The sequence below is a fragment of the Pseudomonas sp. KH_024_B2 genome, from assembly GCF_057839965.1.
The window spans coordinates 3041604-3062954 of the sequence record NZ_CM174502.1; the positions used below are offsets into that span (position 1 = coordinate 3041604).

A 21351-nucleotide genomic window follows, 5' to 3' on the forward strand; every position below is an offset into this window, starting at 1 on the left:
GTTGTTTCGGGCAAAGCAACCCCGTGCCGGCAGGCAGGGAGCCGCGCCGACAGATACATTGCGAGGGGTAAAACGGTGTCTCAGACGCCGAGACAGCTCTGCAGGAGTTCTTGTTTCGACTCCAGCTCAGCGGCGCTGATTTCCTCCACGATCTGACCGTGCTCCATCAAGTAATGGCGGTCAGCCAGTGGAGCGGCGAAGCGGAAATTCTGCTCCACCAACACAATGGTCAACCCTTTCTTCTTGAGCTTGATCAGCACCTCGGCCAACTTCTGGACGATCACCGGGGCCAGGCCTTCGGTGATCTCGTCCAACAGCAACAGATTGGCGCCCGTGCGCAGGATCCGCGCCATGGCCAGCATCTGCTGTTCGCCCCCGGACAGCCGGGTGCCCTGGCTGAAACGCCGCTCGTAAAGATTGGGGAACATCTCGTAGATTTCGTCGAGGCTCATCCCGTCGCTGCGCACCATCGGTGGCAGCAGGAGGTTTTCCTCGACATTGAGGCTGGCGAAAATGCCGCGCTCCTCCGGGCAGTAGCCGACGCCCAGACGCGGGATCAAGTGCGCGGCGAGGCCGATGGTCTCGTTGCCGTTGACCACGATCGAACCGGTGCGACGGCCTACCATATTCATGATCGCGCGCAGGGTAGTGGAACGCCCCGAGCCGTTGCGCCCAAGCAAGGTAACCAGTTCGCCGCGCCGCACCTGCAGGTCGATGCCATGCAGGATGTGCGATTCGCCATAGAAGGCATGCAGGTCGCCGACTCGCAGTTGCTCGAAATCCGGGGTATGCAGACTGCTCATGCGTGGGCCCCTTCAAGGCTGACGGCTTCGCTGCCCAGGTAGGCCTCGCGCACCTGCGCATTGGCGGAAACGCTGGCATAGTCGCCTTCGGCGAGAATCGCCCCACGGGCCAACACGGTAATACGGTCGCACAGTTCGCTGACCACCCCGAGGTTGTGCTCGACCATCAGTACCGTGCGCCCTACAGCGGCCCGGCGCACCAGGCCAATGACCATGTTCACGTCCTCGCGACCCATGCCCTGGGTCGGTTCGTCGAGCAGCAGCACCGTCGGATCCAGTGCCAGGGTGGTGGCCAGTTCCAGGGCGCGCTTGCGGCCGTAGGGCAACTCGATGGTCAGGGTGTCGGCGTAGTCGAGTAGACCGACCTCCTCCAGCAATTGCAGAGCCCGCTCATTGAGTGCGTCGAGGCTGCGTTCGGACTTCCAGAAGTGGAAGGAGTTGCCCAGCTTGCGCTGCAGCGCCACGCGTACGTTATCCACCACGCTCATGTGACCGAACACCGCGGATATCTGGAATGAACGCACCAGGCCCAGACGCGCGATTTCATTGGGTTTCAAATGGGTGATCGACTTGCCAAGGTAGAGGATCTCGCCACGAGTGGGCGGGAGGAACTTGGTGAGGAGGTTGAAAACGGTAGTTTTGCCGGCCCCGTTGGGTCCGATCAGTGCGTGGATGTGCCCCTTTTGCACACGTAGATCGACCGAGTCCACCGCGGTGAAACCGCGAAATTCCTTGGTCAAGTCACGTGTTTCCAACACGATCTCTGGTGACATGTGAAGCCCTCTAACCTTGATTATTTTTATTGGTTATGGCGCTGTGACACTATGACGTTTACGTAAACGACAGCATCATACAAAGCGATCCTTATCGAACGCAAGCCCCCCTGATGAAGTCAGATACCTTAGCCAGGACGCTATAATTCCCACGTAATGATCTGGGTGAAGCCAACATGAAAACGGTCACGGCCCTTTTCACCGGTCTGCTCGCTGCCAGCGTGTGCGCGGCGACGAGCACCTGTGCAAATGCTGCGCCCCCTTCGCCAATCTTCAAGACCAGCTTCGACTGCGCCAAGGCAAGGGCATCCGTCGAAAAGCTTATCTGTCGCGATCCGCAACTGACGCAGATGGATATCGAACTGACGCGTCTTTATCGCCTGGCGCTCTCGGATGAACATTCAGTACCGCGTCCAGACGAAGTCATGATCGACCAGCAGTTCTGGATCGAGACCCGCAATCAGTGTGCCTCCGAGTCTGCGCCCAAGGCGTGCACGATCCGCAGTTATGCCGAGCGCGCGCACCAGCTACGCCAAGGCTCGGCCATTGTGAGAACCAGGGATCCAGACAGACTCACCGAAGGCCCCCTGGTTTTTCGTTGTACCGGGTTTAACGCGCTGATTGCCGCCACCTTCTTTAGCACGCAGCCTGGTGTCGTGTACCTGAAATGGGCGAACACCTCGATCACCCTGAGCCAGGTGCAGAGTGATTCGGGAACCCGATACACTGGCAAGGATTACCAGGGGAAATACAGCTTCTGGCAAAACGGCAACGTGGTCCTTTTCCAGAAGCCAGGCTCAGGGGAAATGAGTTGTACGACCGAGCCGGTCGGCTGATTTCTCTGGCGCAAGTCACAATCGGTCGGCTTACCCCAACGTCGGTCCCCAAGTGGATGACTTATCCAGTGCCTCTGGATACCCTTGCGCACCTCGATGCCTGACGGTGTTCCAGGTCAAACCACTCTCCATCCAGACGAGCATGTAATGAAATCCTCCGCAGGTTTGCTGTTGTCGGGTATCGAGCTGGACCGTGCCAGCTCCATCCCCCTGTACCGCCAACTCTACTTGCAGATTCGCAAACAGATTCTCAGTGGAAGAATTCAAGGGGGCGTGCGCCTGCCGTCGACCCGGACCTTGAGCAAAGAGCTTGCGCTGTCGCGGATCACCATTCTCAATGCTTTCGATCAACTGATTGCCGAAGGCTTTCTGGCGTCGCGTACCGGGGCCGGTACCTATGTCGGCAATGAGTGGGACAGCCGTGGTATTGCCGACGATCAGCGGCAGCGCCAGCCTCCCCGCCTGTCCAATCTGAGCCAGTCCATGCTGTCTCTGCGCAGCAATCATTTTCGAGGGGTTTCCTATGCCGACTGGGCCGCCGGGAGCCCAACCTCATTCCTGCCCAGCCACAGCGCTTACGACGCGTTCCCGCAACTGGTCTGGAAGCGTCTGATGAACCGCCACCTGCACAAGCCGACCAAGGCCATGCTCGGCTATGGCGAACTGCAGGGGTTGCAGGCCTTGCGCACGGCGATTGCCGAATACGTCTTTGATGCCCGTGGCATCGACTGCAGTGCCGAGCAGGTGGTCATCGTTTCCGGCGCCCAGCAAGCCTTTAACCTGCTGGGCATGCTGTTGCTCAATCCACAGGACAGCGTGTGGATGGAGGATCCGGGGCATATCGCGGCGCGAATCGCGCTCCAGGCCCAGGGTGGTCTGGTGGTCCCGTTGCGTATCGACGAACAGGGGATCGATATCCAGCAAGGCCTGGCTCAGTGCCCTGACGCTCGCCTGGTGTTTACCACGCCTTCTCGTCAGCATCCCTTGGGCGTGACCATGAGTTATGCGCGGCGCCAGGAACTCATTGACTGGGCCGCGTGCAACCAAAGCTGGATCATCGAGGACGACTGCGACAGCGAATTTCGCTACAGCGGCCGCCCCCTGCCTGCACTCTATGCCATGGACCAATGGGCCCGGGTGATCTACGTCGGAACGTTCAGCAAAGTGCTCTTCCCCTCGCTACGACTGGGTTACGTGATATTGCCGCACGCCTTGATCGAACCCTTCTGCACTCTGCGGGCGGTCATGGATCGCAGCCCGCCGACACTGCTGCAGGCCGTGACAGCGGATTTCATGCGCGAAGGCCACTTCCTCGGCCATATTCGCCGCATGCGGGCGCTGTACCAGGCTCGCCAGCAAGCACTGGTCGAGCAACTGCAGCAACGGCTGGGTGGTTTTTTCAAGATCACCCCGGTGGAAGCCGGCATGCACCTGATCGCCTGGCTGCCACCGCAGCTTGATGACGACGCCATCGCCAAGGAACTGGCCCGGCACAATATCCACACCTATGCCCTGAGCGACTATTGCCTGCAGCATTACCTGCCACCGGCCCTGTTGATCGGTTTCGCCGGCACGCCAGAGGATAAGGCCAAGGAGCGCGTCGAGGCACTGGCTCAGGCGCTGATCGAAATGGAGCTCCTGCGCCAGGACCCCGTCAGGTGAGCAGAGTGGTCTTATCATTTAAATAATAATGGATCTATCGAGAGTTCCTGACTGGCGCGATAAAGGCTGCGCCGGTAGACCCGGCGTCTGAACCAGGAATGACTCGAATGAACAATAAGATCCAGGAACGATTCAATGCCTTGCTCAGCCACAAGGCTGCCCGGGCCGGGGCACCTCCCGCACTGACTGAAGCACTGGCCCGCCAGCTGCTCGACCGACTTGGGCAGCTGCGCCTGTTTGCCCATGCCTATCCCCTGCTGACCAACCTCACCCATGGTCGTGTCACGCCTGCCGACCTGTTGGATTTCGCCTATCGCCACGAGCTGCAGGGGCTGAGCCTGCACCTGCTCGACGGCGAGGAAAACAGCCTGAGTCAAATGACCCCCTCGCAGCTTCAGGCGTTTGCTGACAAGGCCAATGCGCTCGGACTGGATGTACACCTGGAAATCAGCAGCACGCTGAAAAAAGATGTCGATCAGGTGATCGCCATTGCCAAGGCCCTGGGCACCCGCAACATCCGCGTTTACTCACGCTACGAAGGGGCGCTGTCTCGGGTCATGGACGTGATCGAGTCCGACCTGCATTACCTCGCGCAGCAGGCAGACGAGCATGACCTGTTCTTCGACTTCGAGCAGCATGAGGAACTCAAGAGCGCCGAGATCGCGCAACTGCTGAACCGCCTCAACCACCCCCGGCTGCATGCCTTGTTCGACTTCGGCAACATGATCAATGCCTGCGAGCAGCCGATGCAGGCGCTCCGGACCCTGGCGCCGCACATACGCCAGGTCCACCTCAAGGGTGTGCGCATCGTCCCCGAGCAAAACGGCTTCGGCCATTACGGCGTGCTCCAGGGCTGTGACGAAGACGACCTGCCCAACGCCCGCATGGTGTTCGAATTGTTGATGCTCGGCGAATCAACCCTGCAAGTGATCGCGTTCATCCTTGAGCAGGAAAATCACTACGTCGCCCCGGCGTTCCGCCAGACCTTTGAGGCCGCCGACCCGTTCATTGCGTACCGGGAAATGAGTGAAACGGCGCTGCCAAGCGGCTACTCGCTGGAGCGAATGTTGGCCGATGAACACCGTTGGGCGAACAACCAGGTCGCCTATGTACGAAGCCTGCTGGCCGAGTTCCGAACCCTGGCCGAGTTGACCCTGGCCAACCACGCTAACGCCTGAACCTGACGTAACAACCGGCACTGCTTACCCAATTACGCCTGGAGAACAATAATGACAACTCGTGACAAGGCCAAATGGCTCAGATTCCTGATTCTCATCCTCGGTGGTGGCACCATCTACAAGCTGTCGAGCCTCAAGGACGCCTTCTATGTGCCCATGCAAGAGTTCATGGGATTAACCCATACTGAAATCGGTTTGCTGCTGAGCGCCAACGCCATTGTCGCCACCGCGTTGTTTGTCGTCGGCGGCCTGCTCGCAGATAGATACGACACACGCAAGCTGATCCCCCTCGGCCTGATCGGTACCGGCGGCCTGGGGCTCTACCTGGCGACCTTCCCGCCCTTCAGCAACCTGCTGATCGTGTTCAGCCTGTTGGCCGTCTGTGCCGATTGCTTCTTCTGGCCCTCGCTGCTCAAGGCCATCCGCAACCTGGGTGATGATCAGGAACAGGGGCGGTTGTTCGGTCTTCTGGAAGGCGGGCGTGGCGTCATTGATACCCTGGTCGCCTTTTCTGCCCTGGGCGTCTTCGTCGCCATGGGCTCCGGTGAGGCTGGTCTGAAATCGGCGATCCTGTTTTACTCGGTCATCGACATTCTTGCCGGAACCCTGACCTGGTTCCTGCTCAAGGGCGGCACCCCGCAGTCGACCACACAGCCCCAAAAAGGCCTGTCCAACCTGTTCGAAGCCATCAGGATACCGGGCATCTGGCTGGTCAGCCTTAACGTGTTCATGGTCTACATCGTCTACTGCGGCCTGACCTATTTCATTCCCTACCTCAAGGAAATGTACGGGCTGCCCGTAGCGCTGGTGGGCGCCTACGGCATCATCAACCAGTACTTCCTCAAGATCCTGGGTGGTCCCGCCGGCGGCTTCATTGCCGACAAGCAGTTCAAGAGCACCAGCCGCTACCTGAAATGGGCATTCCTGGCCTTGCTGCCGCTCATGGGCGTCATCATGCTCATCCCGAAAAGCCCGAGCTTCATCTACGCGGGCATGGCGGCCACCCTGTCCTTCGCACTCATCGTGTTCTCCATGCGCGGGGTGTTCTGGGCGCCCATGGGTGAAGTCGGCATTCCCCAGCACATCACCGGCTCTGCCTTCGGTATTGGTTGCCTGATCGGCTATGCGCCAGGCATGTTCGCTTACGTCATCTATGGCGCGATCCTCGACCATTTCCCCGGCCAGCAAGGCTACAACTACGTTTTCAGCTTGATGAGTCTGTTGGCCATTCTTGGGTTCATGGTGTCCAGCCTGCTGTATCAGGCTGTCCGGAAGAACTCCACGACCACCGGCGAAGTGAGCGCAGCGCACACCTGAACATCGTCCTGGTGACCAGGAAGAGGCCTGTGTAATGCCTCTTCCTGGTCACCTGAGACGTCCGAGGGATCAGGCGCTCGGATGGGTGTGGTAAATCTTGCTGACGATCGTCCACTTGCCTTCTACCTTCAGCAGGTTGAAGAAGTCGGTGAAGCGGAACCCAGAGACGTTGTCGGTATCGACCCGCGCACTGGCAGCAGTGCCGACGATGTCGATACGAACGATGGCGGCTTTGGCTTCCGGGGATGGACGGAACGCGTTGTCGATGATGTCGTAGAGATTCTGGATCGCACCGCCGACGAGCTTGTCGCCATCGACACCGAACAGGGTGGCCTGCTCGTTGAAGGCGGGCTTCATCAACGCGCTCTCAGCCTTGGCACCCCCTGTGGGAGCGGGCTTGCCCGCGAAGGCGTCATAACATTCAACATCTATGTCGACTGTCAGTCCGCTTTCGCGAGCAAGCTCGCTCCCACAGGTTCCGCGCCATTTACTTGTCAGGAGTCATGCAATGAGCTGATTGCGCTTGACTGGGTGGTGGTGGTCAGGTTTTCTGCGCCACTCGAGCAACCCCTGAAGGCTCAATGCTGACCTTCTCCCATTTGGCAATGACCAACGGTGCAACTGCATTTCCCAGCACGTTCAGCGTGGTTGTTCCGCTGTCGATAATCCTGAAGATCCCCGCGATAAGCGCTACCCCTTCCAATGGAAGCCCGGCAGACGCCAATGTGGCGGACAGAATAATGATGGCGAACCCAGGGACTCCGGCAGCCCCTTTAGACGTCAGAACCATTGTTACCACCAGCAGAATCTGCTGAGACAACGACAGGTCGATCCCATAAAGTTGTGCGACAAAAATCGTCGCCACGCCGAGGAAGATTGACGCTCCATCCAGGTTAAAGGCATAGCCCACAGGCACCACGAAACTGACGATACGACGGGGAACGCCATAGCTCTCCAGCTTGTTCATCAACTGCGGCATGACGGCTGCCGATGCAGCACTCGAGAAAGCCAGAATCAGCTCACTCCTGAAGTACTTGATCAGCTTGAAAATATTCTCGCCAATCAGGAAGCAGACACCGCCGAGCACCACCAGAGCAAAGAGAATCAGTGCCAGGTAAACCACACCGATCAACTTGAGCAAAGGCAACAGTGAGGCAAAGCCAAAGGTCGCAACGGTGGCACCGATCATGCCAAACACACCAATCGGCGCATAAGCCATGACGATTGAGACAACCTTGAACATGGCATCAGAGATGCCTTGAACCACCGCAACCACCGGCGCGCTTTTCTCTCTGGGGAGCGAGTTCAATGCCAGGCCAAACAGCACGGCGAAGAACAGCACCGACAGCAACTTCGCTTCCGACATCGCTACCAAAACGTTATCGGGGACGATGTTCTGCAGGATGACGAGGGCGCCCTTCGAGGGCTCCATTTTGACCGAAGAGGTGCTGTACGAAATTCCCGAAATGTCAGTGCCCGTTCCGGGCTCGAAAATGTTCGCGAAACACAACCCCATCACAATGGCCAGGCCCGTAATCGCAAAGAAGTAAGCCAGCGACTTTACGCCCATGCGACCAAAGGACTTGTTATCACCGCCTCCGGCAATACCCAGAATCATGCAACAGAACACAATGGGAACAACGACCATCTTCATCATTTTAATGAAGATGTCGCCAAGGGGTTTGAGGATTTCAGCACTGACCCACAATTGATACTGCGGGTGTGTATTGAAGTACCAACCGACGAGCACGCCAAGCAACAGCCCGGCAATTATTTGCCAAACCAAAGGAATACGTTTCATGTCTAGCCTTCTTGTTGGAATGAAAGGACTGCGTTATGTGGCAGTTGCTAGAGTCATGAGCTTCCAGCTCACTTGAAATCAGATGGCACAACAAGGTTGTGCCATTAGTTCTATTATTTTGCGAAGAGCTGGCCCATATCCTTGAACGCCTTGAACTCAAGTGCGTTGCCACACGGATCGAACAGGAACATCGTCGCTTGTTCGCCCACCTGCCCTTTGAAACGAATGTAGGGTTCAATCACAAACTCGGTACCGAAGGACTTCAGTCGTTCGGCCAGTGCCTCCCATTGCTCCCAGCCCAGGACAATGCCGAAGTGCGGAACGGGTACGTCATGCCCGTCTACCGGATTGCTATGAACACTCTCTTGGGAAGCGGTCTTTGGGTGCTCATGAATAACCAGTTGATGGCCATAGAAGTTGAAATCGACCCATTGCGTGCTGGAGCGACCCTCTTCCAGTCCGAACACTTCACCGTAAAAGGTGCGTGCCGCCGCGAGGTCATAAACAGGGATCGCCAGGTGAAAAGGAGAAAGGCTCATCGGAACTCCAATTGAGGTGTTGTTAGCGGTTTTGTTTTTGAGGACGGAGCTATCGTAGAGCCGCAGACCAAGCAAAAAAATCAATATATATTTCTTAGAAACACAATTAATATTTGTGAATGATCAAAGAACTGAAAACACTCATCGCCGTCGCGCGGGAAGGCACCTTTGCAGCTGCCGGGAACAAGATTGGTCTTACCCAGGCGGCGGTAAGCGCCCAGATGCAACGACTGGAGGCCGAGCTGGGTTTCCAGATTTTCGACCGCAAGGGACGCTCGGCCCATCTGAACAGGATGGGGCATCAGATACTCCTGCAGGCGCAGGAACTGCTTCGCCTTTATGACAACCTGGGCTCCACCACGGTTGGGGTACCGGCCAGCGTTCTGGTGAACATCGGCGCTATCGCTTCGGTGCAGCGCTCCTTTTTACCGGACGCGCTGGCCAAATTTCATCAACAGTGCCCGCAATGCCGAACCCGTGTAATCCCCGGTCTATCGATGGAGTTGGTTAACCTGGTTGATGCGGGCGAGATCGACATGGCAGCAATCATTCGCCCACCCTTCTCGCTGCAAAGCGATTTGCGCTGGACGACCTTGGCGCTTGAACCCTACCGGTTGATCGTTCCGCGCGATGTGCCCGGAGAAGATTGGTCGCAATTGCTTTCCAGCCAACCCTTCATTCGGTATGACCGATCATCATTCGGCGGCAGACAGGTCGACCGTTTCCTGCGGCAGGCGCATTTCACCTTGCGTGAGGTTTGCGAGCTGGATGAACTGGAGGCCATCATCAAGCTGGTTGAAAATGGTGTCGGTGTAGCACTGGTGCCGCAGACAGCCACTCATCAAGAGTGGCCCGCCGGTGTGCGGGCACTGGATCTGGGACAGCACACCTTCCATCGTGATATCGGGCTCGTACACCGGTCTCGGCAAAGCTTTACCGAACCGGTGAGGATACTGGCCCAACTTATTGGTGAGCAGGTTCAAAGCGGCTTATGAATCAGACCAGCACTGCGGCCTACCGGCTGCTACACCTGGAAAGCCAAGCCAACAGATGACGAACATGCCCCCTACATCTCAACCTGAGTACCTAGCTCTATCACCCTGTTCAACGGCAGCTTGAAGTACTTCAGGTTGCTGTTGGCGTTCTTCAGCAGAAAGGCAAACAGGCTTTCTCGCCAACGAGCCATGCCGATACGCTTGGTCGGGATAACCGTTTCGCGGCTAAGGAAATAGGTCGTACGCATCGGGCTGAAATTTAGTTCACTCAAGTGACACAGACTCAATGCGGCGGGTACATCGGGCTCCTCGATAAAGCCAAAGTGCAGGTTTACCCGGAAGAATCCCTCGCCATAAGCCTCGACCTCGAAGCGCCGATCCGCCGCCACCCGCGGACTGTCTTCGGACACCACGGTGAGCAACACCACCTGTTCGTGCAGCACCTGGTTATGCAGCAGGTTGTGCAGGAGCGCATGAGGGACCGCATCTGCCCTGGCAGTCAGAAACACCGCTGTACCTTGCACGCGATGTGGCGGCTGCGAGCGGATGCTGCTAATGAATAGCGGTAGTGGAAGAGCGGTTTCATCCAGCCGCTCGACCATGATCTTGCGGCCGCGTTTCCAGGTCGTCATCAACATGAACAGCCCAATGCCCGCGATGACGGGAAAGGCACCGCCTTGAAAAATCTTCGGTGCGTTGGCCGCGAAGTACAGGCTGTCCACCAGCAGAAAACCGAGAAGCATCGGGATTGCCAGCCAGCGAGGCGTTTTCCATAGGAGCAGGGCTACCGCTGAGGACAGAATGGTGGTGATCAGCATGGTGCCCGTCACCGCGACCCCATACGCCGCAGCCAAAGCACTGGAAGATTCGAAGCCGATGACCAGCAGTACCACGCCCACCATCAACGCCCAGTTCACCATGCCGATGTAAATCTGACCCTGTTCCTGGCTGGAGGTATGTTGGATAAACATACGGGGAACATAGCCCAGCTGGATGGCCTGACGAGTCAAGGAGAAGGCTCCGGAAATCACTGCTTGTGAAGCAATGATGGTCGCCAGCGTAGAGAGTCCGACCATCGGCAAGAGCGCCCAGCCCGGCGCCAGGAGATAGAAAGGATTGCGTACAGCCTCAGGGTTCTCCAGGATCAACGCGCCTTGGCCAAAGTAATTCAGCACCAATCCTGGCAGTACCAGGATGAACCAGGCGCGAGCAATCGGCTTGCGGCCGAAATGGCCCATGTCGGCATACAGCGCTTCGGCGCCGGTCAGCGCGAGCACGACTGCGCCGAGGATGGCCACACCAATCCCCGGATGAGCGATAAAAAAGTGCGCGCCCCAATAGGGGTTAAGCGCTTGCAGCACTTCGGGGCGCTGCAAGATGCCGTAGATCCCGAGGGCTCCGAGAACCACAAACCACAGCACCATCACCGGTCCGAAGAGAGTGCCAATCCTTGCCGTACCGTGTTTCTGAATCAAGAACAGCGCCACCAGTACGATCACGGACAAGGGGACAACCCAGTGCTCGATTCCATCAAATGCCAGCTGAAGCCCTTCAACAGCGGAGAGCACCGAGATTGCCGGGGTGATCATGCTGTCACCGTAGAAAAGCGCGGCACCGAACAGTCCGAGCAGGACCAGCACTTTACTCAAGTGCGGATAGGGAGCAGCAGCGCGCCGGGCCAATGCGGTCAAGGCCATGATGCCGCCTTCGCCCTGGTTGTCAGCGCGAAGGATGAACAGCACGTACTTGATCGAGACCACCCAGATCAGTGACCAGAAGATCAACGACAGAATACCCAGCACGCCATCGTGGTTTGCCTGGACACCGTAGTGACCGGCGAACACCTCTTTCAAGGTGTAAAGCGGGCTGGTGCCAATATCTCCGTAGACCACCCCGACAGCGGCGACGAGCAAGCCCACGCCTGAAGTCTTGGTGTGGGAGTCTTCATATTCACGGGTCGCTGTTTCGCTCACTTGTTGCTTCTCTAAAATCGAATGGCCGATATAAAAATCGACTGCCAGTATCGTTGTGGGTAAAAACACCTACCGTAAAAATATCGTAAAATTTTTACGGCTAACGCGCGCCCTACTCCCACTCCTGGTCATGCTGACCTCCGACAGGGTCGCTATATGAATGCCGGGGCGGTAGACACACAGGCAAAGACTGCAATGCCGTTCAGTTAAGGACATGAGGTCTCTTTTGTAGGAGCGAGCTTGCTCGCGATGGACTCAAGAGCGCCGCGTTTAGCCAGTAAACACGCGTTATCGTTAACGACCATCGCGAGCAAGCTCGCTCCTACAATGGCGGTATGGCGGAAGGCAGCGGGAGTCGGACCTGCCCGGGAACGGCTGCCGTCCCCAACCGGGTTTGAAGCCCGGCCGCGCCACCGGGCGCGATTGCCTTCCTTGAAGTCAGTCTGCTGTTTGTTGGGCCAGTGCATTGTCGAGCCGGATGTGGCGCCGATCGCCAAAGCGTCGGGTCAGGCCGATCCGGTCGAAGTACTCAAGAATCTGAATGCTACGCTTGCGCCCCAGGCCCACGGCATCGCGAAACGCGGCGACCTGAATCACCGGATTATCGCGGGCCTGTTGCACCAGCATAGCTGCCAATCGGCGCACCAGCGTGTCGGTGTAAAACAGGTCACGGACGACTTGATGCAGCAGTCCCAAGCGCGCCATCTTGCGCAGCAGCAGGCGCACGGTGGCCTCGTCATGGCCAGCGCCTTTGGCCAAATCACGCACCCACGGCGGATCGAAACCCGCCTGTTCGAACAGCGGCTGTAACTGTTGCCACAGGGTTTCGTCGTCCTCGCTCAAACGCACCTGATGATCGGGTAAATGCAGCCATGGGCCGCTGGCGACGATCGAACCGCTGGCCAATAATTCGTCGAGCAGACTGATAAAGGTCGGCCGCTCCAGCGCGGTGCCGGTGAACCGACGCAGGCGATCCCTGTCGGGTCCCATTTGATCCGGTTCCAGTTGATGAAAGCGTGCGAGGTGTTCCAGCAACGGCGCTTTCAGGGCTTCCCAGCGCACTGCACTGAACAGCAACGGCCCCTGCCGCGTCTCGATCAAGCGCACGTCAGCGGGCAACACCCAGCTATCGCGCGGACGGTTGAACTGGCGCTCCAGGCGCTGGGGATCGAGCCCGATGTCGCTGTTGGCCAGTAGCGCCGGCAGTGCCTCTTCCAGGCTGTTCGTGGTGGCCAGCGCCTGTAGCTGCGCCAATCGTTCGGGACTGCGGCGTTGTCGGGCTGGGGCGAACGGGTCGAGCACTCGGCCACCGCCAAGGGTGCGTTGGGCGCTTTGGTCGCGCAGGATCAAGCGGTCGCCCTTCACCCCCAGCACCGGCGCGTTCACCAGCAGTTGCGCGAACATCTGCTCACCCGGTGCCAGGCTGGAGCCCTCCAGCAAGGCCACTCGCCCGGTCACATCCTGAGTACCCAGATGCACGTGCACCGGTTGAAAGTGCTCGAAGCTTCGCGCTTCGCTGGCCAACAATGCCATCTCGATATCCAGACGCTGAGTGGGCGCATGCAGCCATTCGGCCAACAGCCAATGACCACGGTGAATCTGCTCCAGGGCCAAACGGTCGGCGCTCAGGTTCAGCGCGACTCGCTGCCCGGCCGTTGCGCAGTCAGCCGCCTGGTTTTGCGCATGCAGGCCTCGCACCCGCACGGGTTTGCCCAGCGGACTCAACATCAGCGTATCGCCCACGGCAACCTGCCCGGACAACGCGGTGCCGGTCACCACGATGCCGGCGCCGGCCACGCTGAAAGCCCGATCGATCGCCAGACGAAAACCGCCGCTGGCACTGCGTTGAAGAACCTCATGTTGCGCATCCAGCAATGCCTGACGCAGTGTCTCGATACCCTCGCCGGTCACGCTCGACAGCGCAATCTGCGGCGCGTCGGCGTAGGGGCCGGGTGCGAGCAATGTTTCGATCTGTTCCCGGACGGCTTGCACTCTGGCCGGATCGACCCGGTCGCATTTGGTGATTGCAATCAGTGCCCGAGGGATGCCCAGCAACTCGACAATCGCCAAATGTTCGCGGGTCTGGGGCATGACACCGTCATCGGCCGCCACCACCAACAACACCAGATCTATGCCCTGAGCTCCGGCCAGCATGTTGTGGGTGAAGCGCTCATGGCCGGGCACGTCGATAAAACCGGTCAGGGCTGCGCCCGGTTCCAGCGCCGCATAGATATAGCCCAGGTCAATGGTCATGCCGCGTTCGCGTTCTTCCCGGCGACGGTCGCCGGCCTGGCCGGTTAATGCCTGGAGCAAGGAGGTCTTGCCATGATCAATGTGCCCCGCCGTGCCGACAATCACCCGTCCCGGCCCTCCTCCTGCAATTGATCGAGTTGGGCCAGCCATGCCACTTCGTCGTCCAGTTGGCGCAAGTCCAGCCATAGAGCATCGTCATCGATGCGACCGAGCACTGGAATCCGCAGCTGCCGAAACGCTGCCTCCAGCCCAAGCAATCGCCGCCCACGCAGACGTTTGGAAACGTTCGGCCGCAGGCATAAAGCAGCGCTGGGCAATCGAGCCACTGGCTGACTGCCGCTGCCGATCATGCCCAGCGCCGGTACTGCGCTGACGCTCCAGCCATCGCCCAACACATGCGCCAGCGACGGTTGCAGGCGTTCAGCCTGAGCGAGGATGTCGGCTTGGGGTCGGGTGAGCAAGCGCAGACTCGGCAGCCGTTCGGCCAGCCGATCAGGATCGCGGTACAGCGTCAATACGGCTTCGAGCGCGGCCAGGGTCAGCTTGTCGACCCGCAGGGCACGCTTGAGCGGATTCTTCTTGATCTTCGCGATCAGGTCTTTGCGGCCGACAATCAACCCGGCCTGGGGACCGCCAAGTAATTTGTCGCCGCTGAAGGTGACAATGTCCGCGCCATCGATCAAGGCCTGACGCACCGTAGGTTCGGCGGGCAAGCCCCAGCGGGTCAGGTCCAGCAGACTACCGCTGCCCAGGTCTTCGAGCAGCGGCAGTCCGTGGCGGTGAGCCAGCTCCGCCAATTCAGCTGTTGGCACCCGGGCGGTGAAGCCTTCAATTGAGTAATTGCTTGCGTGTACGCGCATCAGCAGACCACTGCGCGGGCCGATGGCAGCCTCGTAATCACCGGCATGGGTGCGGTTGGTGGTGCCCACTTCATGCAGTTTGACCCCGGCCCGGGCCATGATGTCGGGAATGCGAAAAGCACCGCCGATTTCGATCAGCTCACCTCGGGAGATAATGCCCTCCCTGCGCGCGCCCAGGCTGTTGAGCGCGAGCAACACGGCGGCGGCATTGTTGTTGACTACCGTCACCGCTTCGGCGCCGGTCAGCTCGCGGATCAGCCCTTCGATCAAGTCATCGCGGTCGCCGCGCTTGCCGCTGTGCAAGTCGAATTCCAGATTGAGCGGATAGCGGGCAGCCTGTTGCACCGCTTCGATAGCCTCCTCCGGTAACAACGCCCGCCCGAGGTTAGTGTGCAGCACCGTCCCGGTGAGGTTGAACACCCGGCGGACCCGGCTTTGATGCTGGATCGCCAGACGCTCGCCCGCCCTCCCCGCCAATACGTCGGGGGCGATTTCAACGGCATCGAGTTCACCCTTGTGCACCGGTTCGCGCAACTCATCGAGCAGTTGCCGCAGGCCGGCCAGCAGTGCCTCACGCCCATAACGCTCGGCCAGTGGTTGGCAGGCGGGATGACGCAGCAAGCTGTCGATGGAGGGCAGCCGCAAGGCTTGGCCGGCGGATGTTGCGGACATCAGAGGCTCCCGGAAACGATTGACCGTCGCCTCTGAGTGTAGCCGCTGGGCTCGCAGGGATAAGGGCTCAGTCGCCTCCCGGTGCCAGCATCAGATTGGGTGATGGACGCTGGTAGCCTTCCTGCTCCAGGCGTATGTCCAGCATCAGGCTGGACAGGTCCGCCGAGAGGGCTTCGGCTTCGGCGTCGTTTTCCAGGTAGATCAATTTCAGGTAGCTGTTGCAGCCGGGGCAGACTTCCGCCCGCAACGGCGCCTGATTGGCGGCATGACGGTCATCCTCGAAGCTTGTGTATTCAAGCCCCTTGCTCTGTTCGCAATACACGCACTTGACCCGCACCACATGCCATTCGCAGGCGCACAACGAGCACACCAGATAACGCAATCCGTTGTATTTGCCGCGATGACGAATGACCCCGGCCATCGCCGGCGAACCGCAGGCCGGGCATTGGCTGAGGCTGTCGCCACGCTGCAGTTCAAGGTTGGGCGTGCTCAGCAGCCAATGGCTCCAGGCCGCTTGCAGCGCTGCACCGAGAAACGGCACCAGCGCTGCCGGCAGCAGTGAATACTGACCGCTGACCAAGGCAATCGCCCAGGCTTTGCGTTGCCCGGTGTTGGCGTTGCGCAAGGTCGCCAGCGCTTTCTCTACCGCCGGTTGAGGCGGTGTTTGATAACGCTGCAACAAGGCCTCGAGATACGGCAGCCAAACGTCTTCGCGCACCAGGCTGTCGGCGGCGAACGGTGGCAAGCCATGTTGCTGGCATAACCGCAGGCGTTCGGGATCGGGCATGGCGGCCACGGGCGGATCGTCCATCAGGCGCTGCTGGACGTGACACAGACCTGCGATCAAACGCAGATAGTCCGCCAGTGGATGCCCCTCGGCCATGCGTTCCAGACGCAACGCGCGCAAGGTGAACAGGTTGTTCGGTGGCAGGTACAGAAACGGCGGTGAACTCGCCGCCGCTTCTATCTGCCCGGGCTCGAGGATCGTGGCCAAGGGGTCATCCTTTTTTCGTGATCGGTCGCTCAGGCGTCTCGTCACCGGTCACTTCCCGGTACCAGAGCTTATGGTGTTTTCTTGCCCAGGCGCGGCTGACTCCGCCATGCACCATGGCGTTGACCGAACCGCGAATCCAGATAGCGGCATAGACGTGGACGATGATGCTCAGCACCAGGATGAAACCTGCCAACGCATGCAGCAGCATCGCCCAGCGAATGCTGGTGATGCCGAAGTACTCGCTGAACCAGGCGCGCCAGATCACCAGCCCGGTGAACAGCAGCACCAGCATGCAGATCAGCAACACCCAGAACAGCAGCTTCTGCGCCGGGTTGTACTTGCCAACCGGCGGCACGCCCTCCTCCTCGTTACGCACGACACGTCCGACGCGCCTGAGCCACATTCGGTCATTGGCACTGAAGTAATTCGCCCGCCAGAAACTGAACACCAGTCCGAGGAACAGCACAAACATCGCCACACCCATGTACGGATGCAGAATGCGCGTCCACGAACCGCCGCCAAACAGGTTACTGAGCCAGAACAGTGCCGGATGGAACAAGGCCAATCCCGACAGCGCGGCCATGAGGAACAGAATTGCCACCAGCCAGTGGTTGGTGCGCTGGTTGACGGTGTAGCGCAGGATCGGTTTGTCGTTCATGGCCTGTCCTCCCCGCCCGGCTTTTTGGGATCAAAGGTGGGATCAAAGGTGTGCACCGACGGATCGACTTCATGCACGGCCGGATCGAGGGTGGTCGGATGTTCATCCTCCTCGACCAACTGTGGCCCGACGCGTACGTAGTGGAAGAACCCGGCCAGCACCGCCGCGCCCATGGCCAGCAGCGCCAGGGGTTTGCTCAGGCCTTTCCACAGGCCCACCAGCGGACTGATCGATGGGTTATCCGGCAACCCGGCATACAGTCTGGGCGTGTCGGCATGGTGCAGCACGTACATCACGTGGGTGCCGCCGACCCCCTGCGGGTCATACAAGCCGGCGTTTTCGAAACCGCGGCTCTTGAGGTCGACGATACGTTCGGCGGCGTGTTCTTTCATGTCTTCCTTGGTGCCGAAAACGATGGCGCCGGTCGGGCAGGTTTTCACGCAGGCCGGCTCCAGCCCCACCGCCACCCGGTCCGAGCACAGTGTGCACTTGTAGGCCTTGTGGTCCTTTTGCGAGATGCGCGGAATGTTGAACGGACAACCGGTGATGCAATACCCGCAACCGATGCAATGGTCCTGATCGAAATCGACGATGCCATTGGCGTGCTGGATGATCGCTCCCGGGCTCGGGCACGCCGCCAGGCAGCCGGGCTCGGCGCAGTGCATGCAGCCGTCCTTGCGAATCAGCCATTCCAGGTTGCCGGCATCGGTTTCATGCTCGGTGAAGCGCATCAAGGTCCAGGTGTCTGCGCTGAGGTCCTGAGGGTTGTCGTAGGTGCCAAGGTTGTGGCCGACTTCCTCGCGCGTTTCGTTCCATTCCGAGCAGGCGACCTGGCAGGCCTTGCAACCGATGCATTTGGTGGTGTCGATGAGCTTCGCCACCCCCTCCTGCTGACGCACCGAGGGCGATTCGGTGGTGGTGGCCGAACGGGCGATGATGTCTTGGCTGGCCATTAGACTTTCTCCAGGTTGACCAGGAATGACTTGGATTCCGGGGTCTGGGTATTGCCGTCACCGAGAAACGGCACGAGGGTGTTGGTCAGGTAGCCATGCCGGGTTGCGCCGGTGAAGCCCCAGTGCAACGGGATGCCGATCTGGTGCACGGTCTGGTTGTTGACCTGCAGCGGACGGATCCGCTTGGTCACCACTGCCACCGCTTCGATATGCCCGCGTTTGGAACTGACCCGCACCCGGTCACCGGCGGCAATGCCCTTCTCCTTGGCCAAGGCTTCACCGATCTCGACAAATTGCTCGGGCTGGGTCACGGCATTGATGGGGCAATGCTTGGTCCAGAAGTGGAAGTGCTCGGTCAGCCGGTAGCTGGTGGCGGCATAGGGGAAGTCCTTGGCCGTCCCAAGTGTCTCCCAGACCGAATCGAAGATGCGCCCGGCCGGGTTACTGGTCGCCTTTTTGTTGTTGGGGTGCAACGGATTGATGCCGATGGGCGTCTCGAACGGTTCGTAGTGCTCCGGGAACGGCCCTTCGTTCATCTTGTCGAGGGCGAAGAAGCGCGCCACGCCTTCGGGGTTCATGATGAACGGGTTCATGCCCGCTTCCGGTGCGGCGTCGGCCTTGTAGTCGGGCACGTCGGTACCGGTCCAGAGCTTGCCGTTCCACCACAGCAGCCGTTTGTTCTCGGCCCAGGGTTTGCCTTGAGGGTCGCAAGAGGCACGGTTGTAGAGAATCCGCCGGTTCATCGGCCAGGCCCAGGCCCACCCCAGGTTCTGCTTCATCCCGAACGGATCGCTGTTGTCGCGACGGGCCATCAGGTTGCCCTGCTCGGTCCAGCTGCCGCAGAAGATCCAGCAACCAGAAGCCGTGCTGCCATCGTCCTTGAGCTGGGCGAAGCCGGACAGTTGCTGACCGGCCTTGACCGTCGCACCCGTGGCGTCGGTGATATCGGCAACAGCGTAGCCGTTGAATTCCCGGGCGAGCTCTTCCGATGTTGGGTCATCGGGTATCTTGTAGGGCCAGTTGAGTTTGAGGATCGGCTCGGCCCAGGCACCGCCGTCGGCCTGGTAACGCTTGCGCAGGCGCAGGAACAGATCGCCCATGATCTTCACGTCGGTGCGCGCTTGCCCCGGGCCGTCGGCCCCCTTCCAGTGCCATTGCAGCCAGCGGCCGCTGTTGACCAGCGAGCCGTTCTCTTCGGCGAAGCAGGTGGTGGGCAGGCGGATGACTTCGGTCTGGATGCTGGCCGTTTCGACATCGTTGTAAGGCCCGACATTGCGCCAGAACTCCGAGGTCTCGGTGGCCAGTGGGTCCATCACCACCAGCCACTTGAGTTTGGCCAGCGCCTTCATCACGCGGTTCTTGTCGGGCAAGGCGGCGATCGGGTTGAAGCCCTGGCAGATGTAGCCGTTGATTTTGCCCTGGCCCATCATGTCGAACACCTTCAGGATGTCGTAGCCCGGGATGTCGAGCTTGGGCAGCCAGTCGTAGCCCCAATGGTTCTCAGCGGTGGCATTGGTGCCGTACCAGGCCTTCATCAGGCTGACGTGAAACTTGCCGTAGTTCTGCCAGTAAGACATCTGCCCGGGGCGCAGCGGTTTGAGTGCGCGCTTGGCAATGTAGGCGTTGTAGTCCTGTTCGGCATCGGCCGGCAGGGTCAGATAGCCAGGCAGCAGGTTCGACAGCAGCCCAAGGTCGGTCAGGCCCTGGATGTTGGAGTGCCCGCGCAGGGCATTGACGCCCCCGCCCGGCATGCCGACGTTGCCCAGCAGCAGTTGCACCATGGCCGCGCTACGAATCATCTGCGACCCGACCGAATGCTGGGTCCAGCCCAGGGCGTAGAGGATCGTCATGGTCTTGCCCGGTTGCGAGCAGGTGGCGATCTCTTCCCAGATCTTGAGCATGCTGTCTTGCGGCATGCCACAGATCTGGCTGGCCAGCTCCAGGGTGTAGCGGCTGTAGTGCTGCTTCATCAGCTGGTAGACGCAACGTGGGTCCTGCAGGGTCGGGTCGACTTTGGCAAAGCCGTCCTCGCCGATTTCATAGCCCCAGCTCGACTTGTCGCTATAGATGCGCTTGGTGGCGTCGTAACCGGTAAACAGCCCGTCCTCGAAACCGAAGTCGGATTTGACGATGAACGACACGTCCGTATAGGCACGCACATACTCGTGCTGGAGCTTGTCTTCAGTGAGCAAATAGTTGATCAACCCGCCCATGAAGGCGATATCGGTACCCGTGCGGATCGGCGCGTAATAGTCGGCCACCGAGGCCGTACGGGTGAACCTTGGGTCGATCACGATCAACCGCGCCTTGTTGTGAGCCTTGGCTTCGGTCACCCATTTGAAGCCGCAAGGGTGGGCTTCTGCTGCGTTGCCGCCCATCACCAGAACCAGATTCGCGTTGGCGATATCGGTCCAGTGGTTGGTCATGGCACCACGGCCAAACGTCGGGGCAAGACTTGCCACCGTCGGGCCATGTCAGACACGTGCCTGGTTATCGAACGCCAGCATGCCCAGACTGCGCACGACCTTGTGAGTCATGTAACCCGCTTCGTTGGACGACGCCGACGCCGCGAGGAAACCGGTGGTCAGCCAGCGGTTCACCGTTTGTCCCTGGGCGTTCTTCTCGACGAAGTTGGCGTCGCGGTCGGCCTTCATCAGGTCGGCGATGCGATCCATCGCTTCGTCCCAGGACACCCGCGTCCACTCCTCGCTGCCCGGCTTGCGCACCTGCGGGTATTGCAGGCGGTTGGGGCTATGGATGAAGTCCAGCAGGCCCGCGCCTTTGGGGCACAGGGTACCGCGGTTGACTGGATGGTCGGCGTCGCCTTCGATATGAATGATGCTCTGGGCGACGTTCTTGGCCATATCACCCTGGCTATACATGATCAAACCGCAACCCACCGAGCAGTAGGGGCAGGTATTGCGGGTTTCATGGGTATGGGCCAGCTTGAAGTGGCGGACTTGCTCGGCGAAGGCAGGCGCGGGGGCCATGCCCAGCGCGGCCAGGCTCGAGCCTCCAAGGCCGATCGCGGCGACCTTGAAGAACTGACGACGGTTGAGGTCCATCGTGCACTCCTGATCAGGT

16 protein-coding genes, 1 tRNA gene and 1 pseudogene are annotated in these 21351 nt (G+C 59.8%); 5 read left to right on the top strand and 13 right to left on the bottom strand.

Annotated features, from left to right (window positions below):
- Positions 1-80: 80 nt before the first annotated feature.
- A complete protein-coding gene (locus tag AC3I0A_RS14275) occupies positions 81-803 on the bottom strand; it encodes an ABC transporter ATP-binding protein (RefSeq protein ID WP_489372507.1) in 723 nt (240 codons plus the stop codon).
- On the bottom strand, positions 800-1576 hold the full coding sequence (locus AC3I0A_RS14280; protein WP_489372508.1) for an ABC transporter ATP-binding protein: 777 nt from the start codon (positions 1574-1576) through the stop codon (positions 800-802). The genes AC3I0A_RS14275 and AC3I0A_RS14280 overlap by 4 nt, the downstream gene beginning before the upstream one ends.
- Positions 1577-1752: 176 nt before the next feature.
- Between AC3I0A_RS14280 and AC3I0A_RS14285 the strand changes: the two genes are divergently transcribed.
- From AC3I0A_RS14285 to AC3I0A_RS14300, 4 genes are all read left to right on the top strand, one after another.
- Entirely contained in the window at positions 1753-2412 is a 660-nt protein-coding gene (locus AC3I0A_RS14285) for an MliC family protein (protein ID WP_489372510.1), read from the top strand.
- Positions 2413-2559: 147 nt separating this feature from the next.
- Positions 2560-4074 carry a MocR-like pyridoxine biosynthesis transcription factor PdxR gene (gene pdxR, locus AC3I0A_RS14290; protein ID WP_489372511.1) on the top strand — a complete coding sequence of 505 codons (1515 nt, stop codon included), beginning with the start codon at positions 2560-2562 and terminating at the stop codon, positions 4072-4074.
- A gap of 107 nt (positions 4075-4181) precedes the next feature.
- Entirely contained in the window at positions 4182-5252 is a 1071-nt protein-coding gene (locus tag AC3I0A_RS14295; RefSeq protein ID WP_489372512.1) for a sugar phosphate isomerase/epimerase family protein, read from the top strand.
- 51 nt (positions 5253-5303) lie between these two features.
- The gene (locus AC3I0A_RS14300; RefSeq protein WP_489372514.1) at positions 5304-6569 is read left to right on the top strand and encodes an MFS transporter; all 1266 of its coding nucleotides are present in this window, start codon (positions 5304-5306) and stop codon (positions 6567-6569) included.
- Positions 6570-6638: 69 nt separating this feature from the next.
- Here the strand turns inward: AC3I0A_RS14300 and AC3I0A_RS14305 are convergent.
- The 3 genes and pseudogenes from AC3I0A_RS14305 to AC3I0A_RS14315 all read right to left on the bottom strand — a co-directional run.
- Positions 6639-6953, bottom strand: a pseudogene (locus tag AC3I0A_RS14305) (nuclear transport factor 2 family protein); the annotation flags it as partial.
- A 157-nt stretch (positions 6954-7110) separates the two neighbouring features.
- Positions 7111-8370 (bottom strand): cation:dicarboxylate symporter family transporter, encoded by a 1260-nt coding sequence (locus tag AC3I0A_RS14310; protein ID WP_489372515.1) that lies wholly within the window; start codon positions 8368-8370, stop codon positions 7111-7113.
- 113 nt (positions 8371-8483) lie between these two features.
- On the bottom strand, positions 8484-8909 hold the full coding sequence (locus AC3I0A_RS14315; RefSeq protein ID WP_489372517.1) for a VOC family protein: 426 nt from the start codon (positions 8907-8909) through the stop codon (positions 8484-8486).
- A 119-nt stretch (positions 8910-9028) separates the two neighbouring features.
- On the opposite strand from AC3I0A_RS14315, the gene AC3I0A_RS14320 reads away from it, so the two are divergent.
- Positions 9029-9904 (top strand): LysR family transcriptional regulator, encoded by an 876-nt coding sequence (locus AC3I0A_RS14320; RefSeq protein WP_489372518.1) that lies wholly within the window; start codon positions 9029-9031, stop codon positions 9902-9904.
- Positions 9905-9975: 71 nt separating this feature from the next.
- Here the strand turns inward: AC3I0A_RS14320 and AC3I0A_RS14325 are convergent, their stop codons facing one another.
- The 8 genes from AC3I0A_RS14325 to fdnG form a co-directional block, all read right to left on the bottom strand.
- Positions 9976-11877 (bottom strand): potassium transporter Kup, encoded by a 1902-nt coding sequence (locus AC3I0A_RS14325; RefSeq protein ID WP_489372520.1) that lies wholly within the window; start codon positions 11875-11877, stop codon positions 9976-9978.
- 336 nt (positions 11878-12213) lie between these two features.
- Positions 12214-12309, bottom strand: a tRNA-Sec gene (locus AC3I0A_RS14330).
- A 6-nt stretch (positions 12310-12315) separates the two neighbouring features.
- Positions 12316-14235 carry a selenocysteine-specific translation elongation factor gene (selB, locus tag AC3I0A_RS14335; protein ID WP_489378503.1) on the bottom strand — a complete coding sequence of 640 codons (1920 nt, stop codon included), beginning with the start codon at positions 14233-14235 and terminating at the stop codon, positions 12316-12318.
- Positions 14232-15662, bottom strand: coding sequence for an L-seryl-tRNA(Sec) selenium transferase (gene selA, locus AC3I0A_RS14340; protein WP_489372521.1), 1431 nt, complete (start codon positions 15660-15662; stop codon positions 14232-14234). The genes selB and selA overlap by 4 nt, the downstream gene beginning before the upstream one ends.
- Positions 15663-15729: 67 nt before the next feature.
- The gene (fdhE, locus tag AC3I0A_RS14345) at positions 15730-16656 is read right to left on the bottom strand and encodes a formate dehydrogenase accessory protein FdhE (protein WP_489372523.1); all 927 of its coding nucleotides are present in this window, start codon (positions 16654-16656) and stop codon (positions 15730-15732) included.
- A gap of 4 nt (positions 16657-16660) precedes the next feature.
- Positions 16661-17314 (bottom strand): formate dehydrogenase subunit gamma, encoded by a 654-nt coding sequence (locus AC3I0A_RS14350; protein WP_489372524.1) that lies wholly within the window; start codon positions 17312-17314, stop codon positions 16661-16663.
- Positions 17311-18267, bottom strand: a complete 957-nt coding sequence (fdxH, locus tag AC3I0A_RS14355) for a formate dehydrogenase subunit beta (RefSeq protein WP_489372526.1) — start codon at positions 18265-18267, stop codon at positions 17311-17313. The genes AC3I0A_RS14350 and fdxH overlap by 4 nt, the downstream gene beginning before the upstream one ends.
- The gene (fdnG, locus tag AC3I0A_RS14360; protein WP_489372528.1) at positions 18267-21332 is read right to left on the bottom strand and encodes a formate dehydrogenase-N subunit alpha; all 3066 of its coding nucleotides are present in this window, start codon (positions 21330-21332) and stop codon (positions 18267-18269) included. Before fdnG ends, fdxH begins: the two co-directional genes overlap by 1 nt.
- Positions 21333-21351 lie beyond the last annotated feature (19 nt).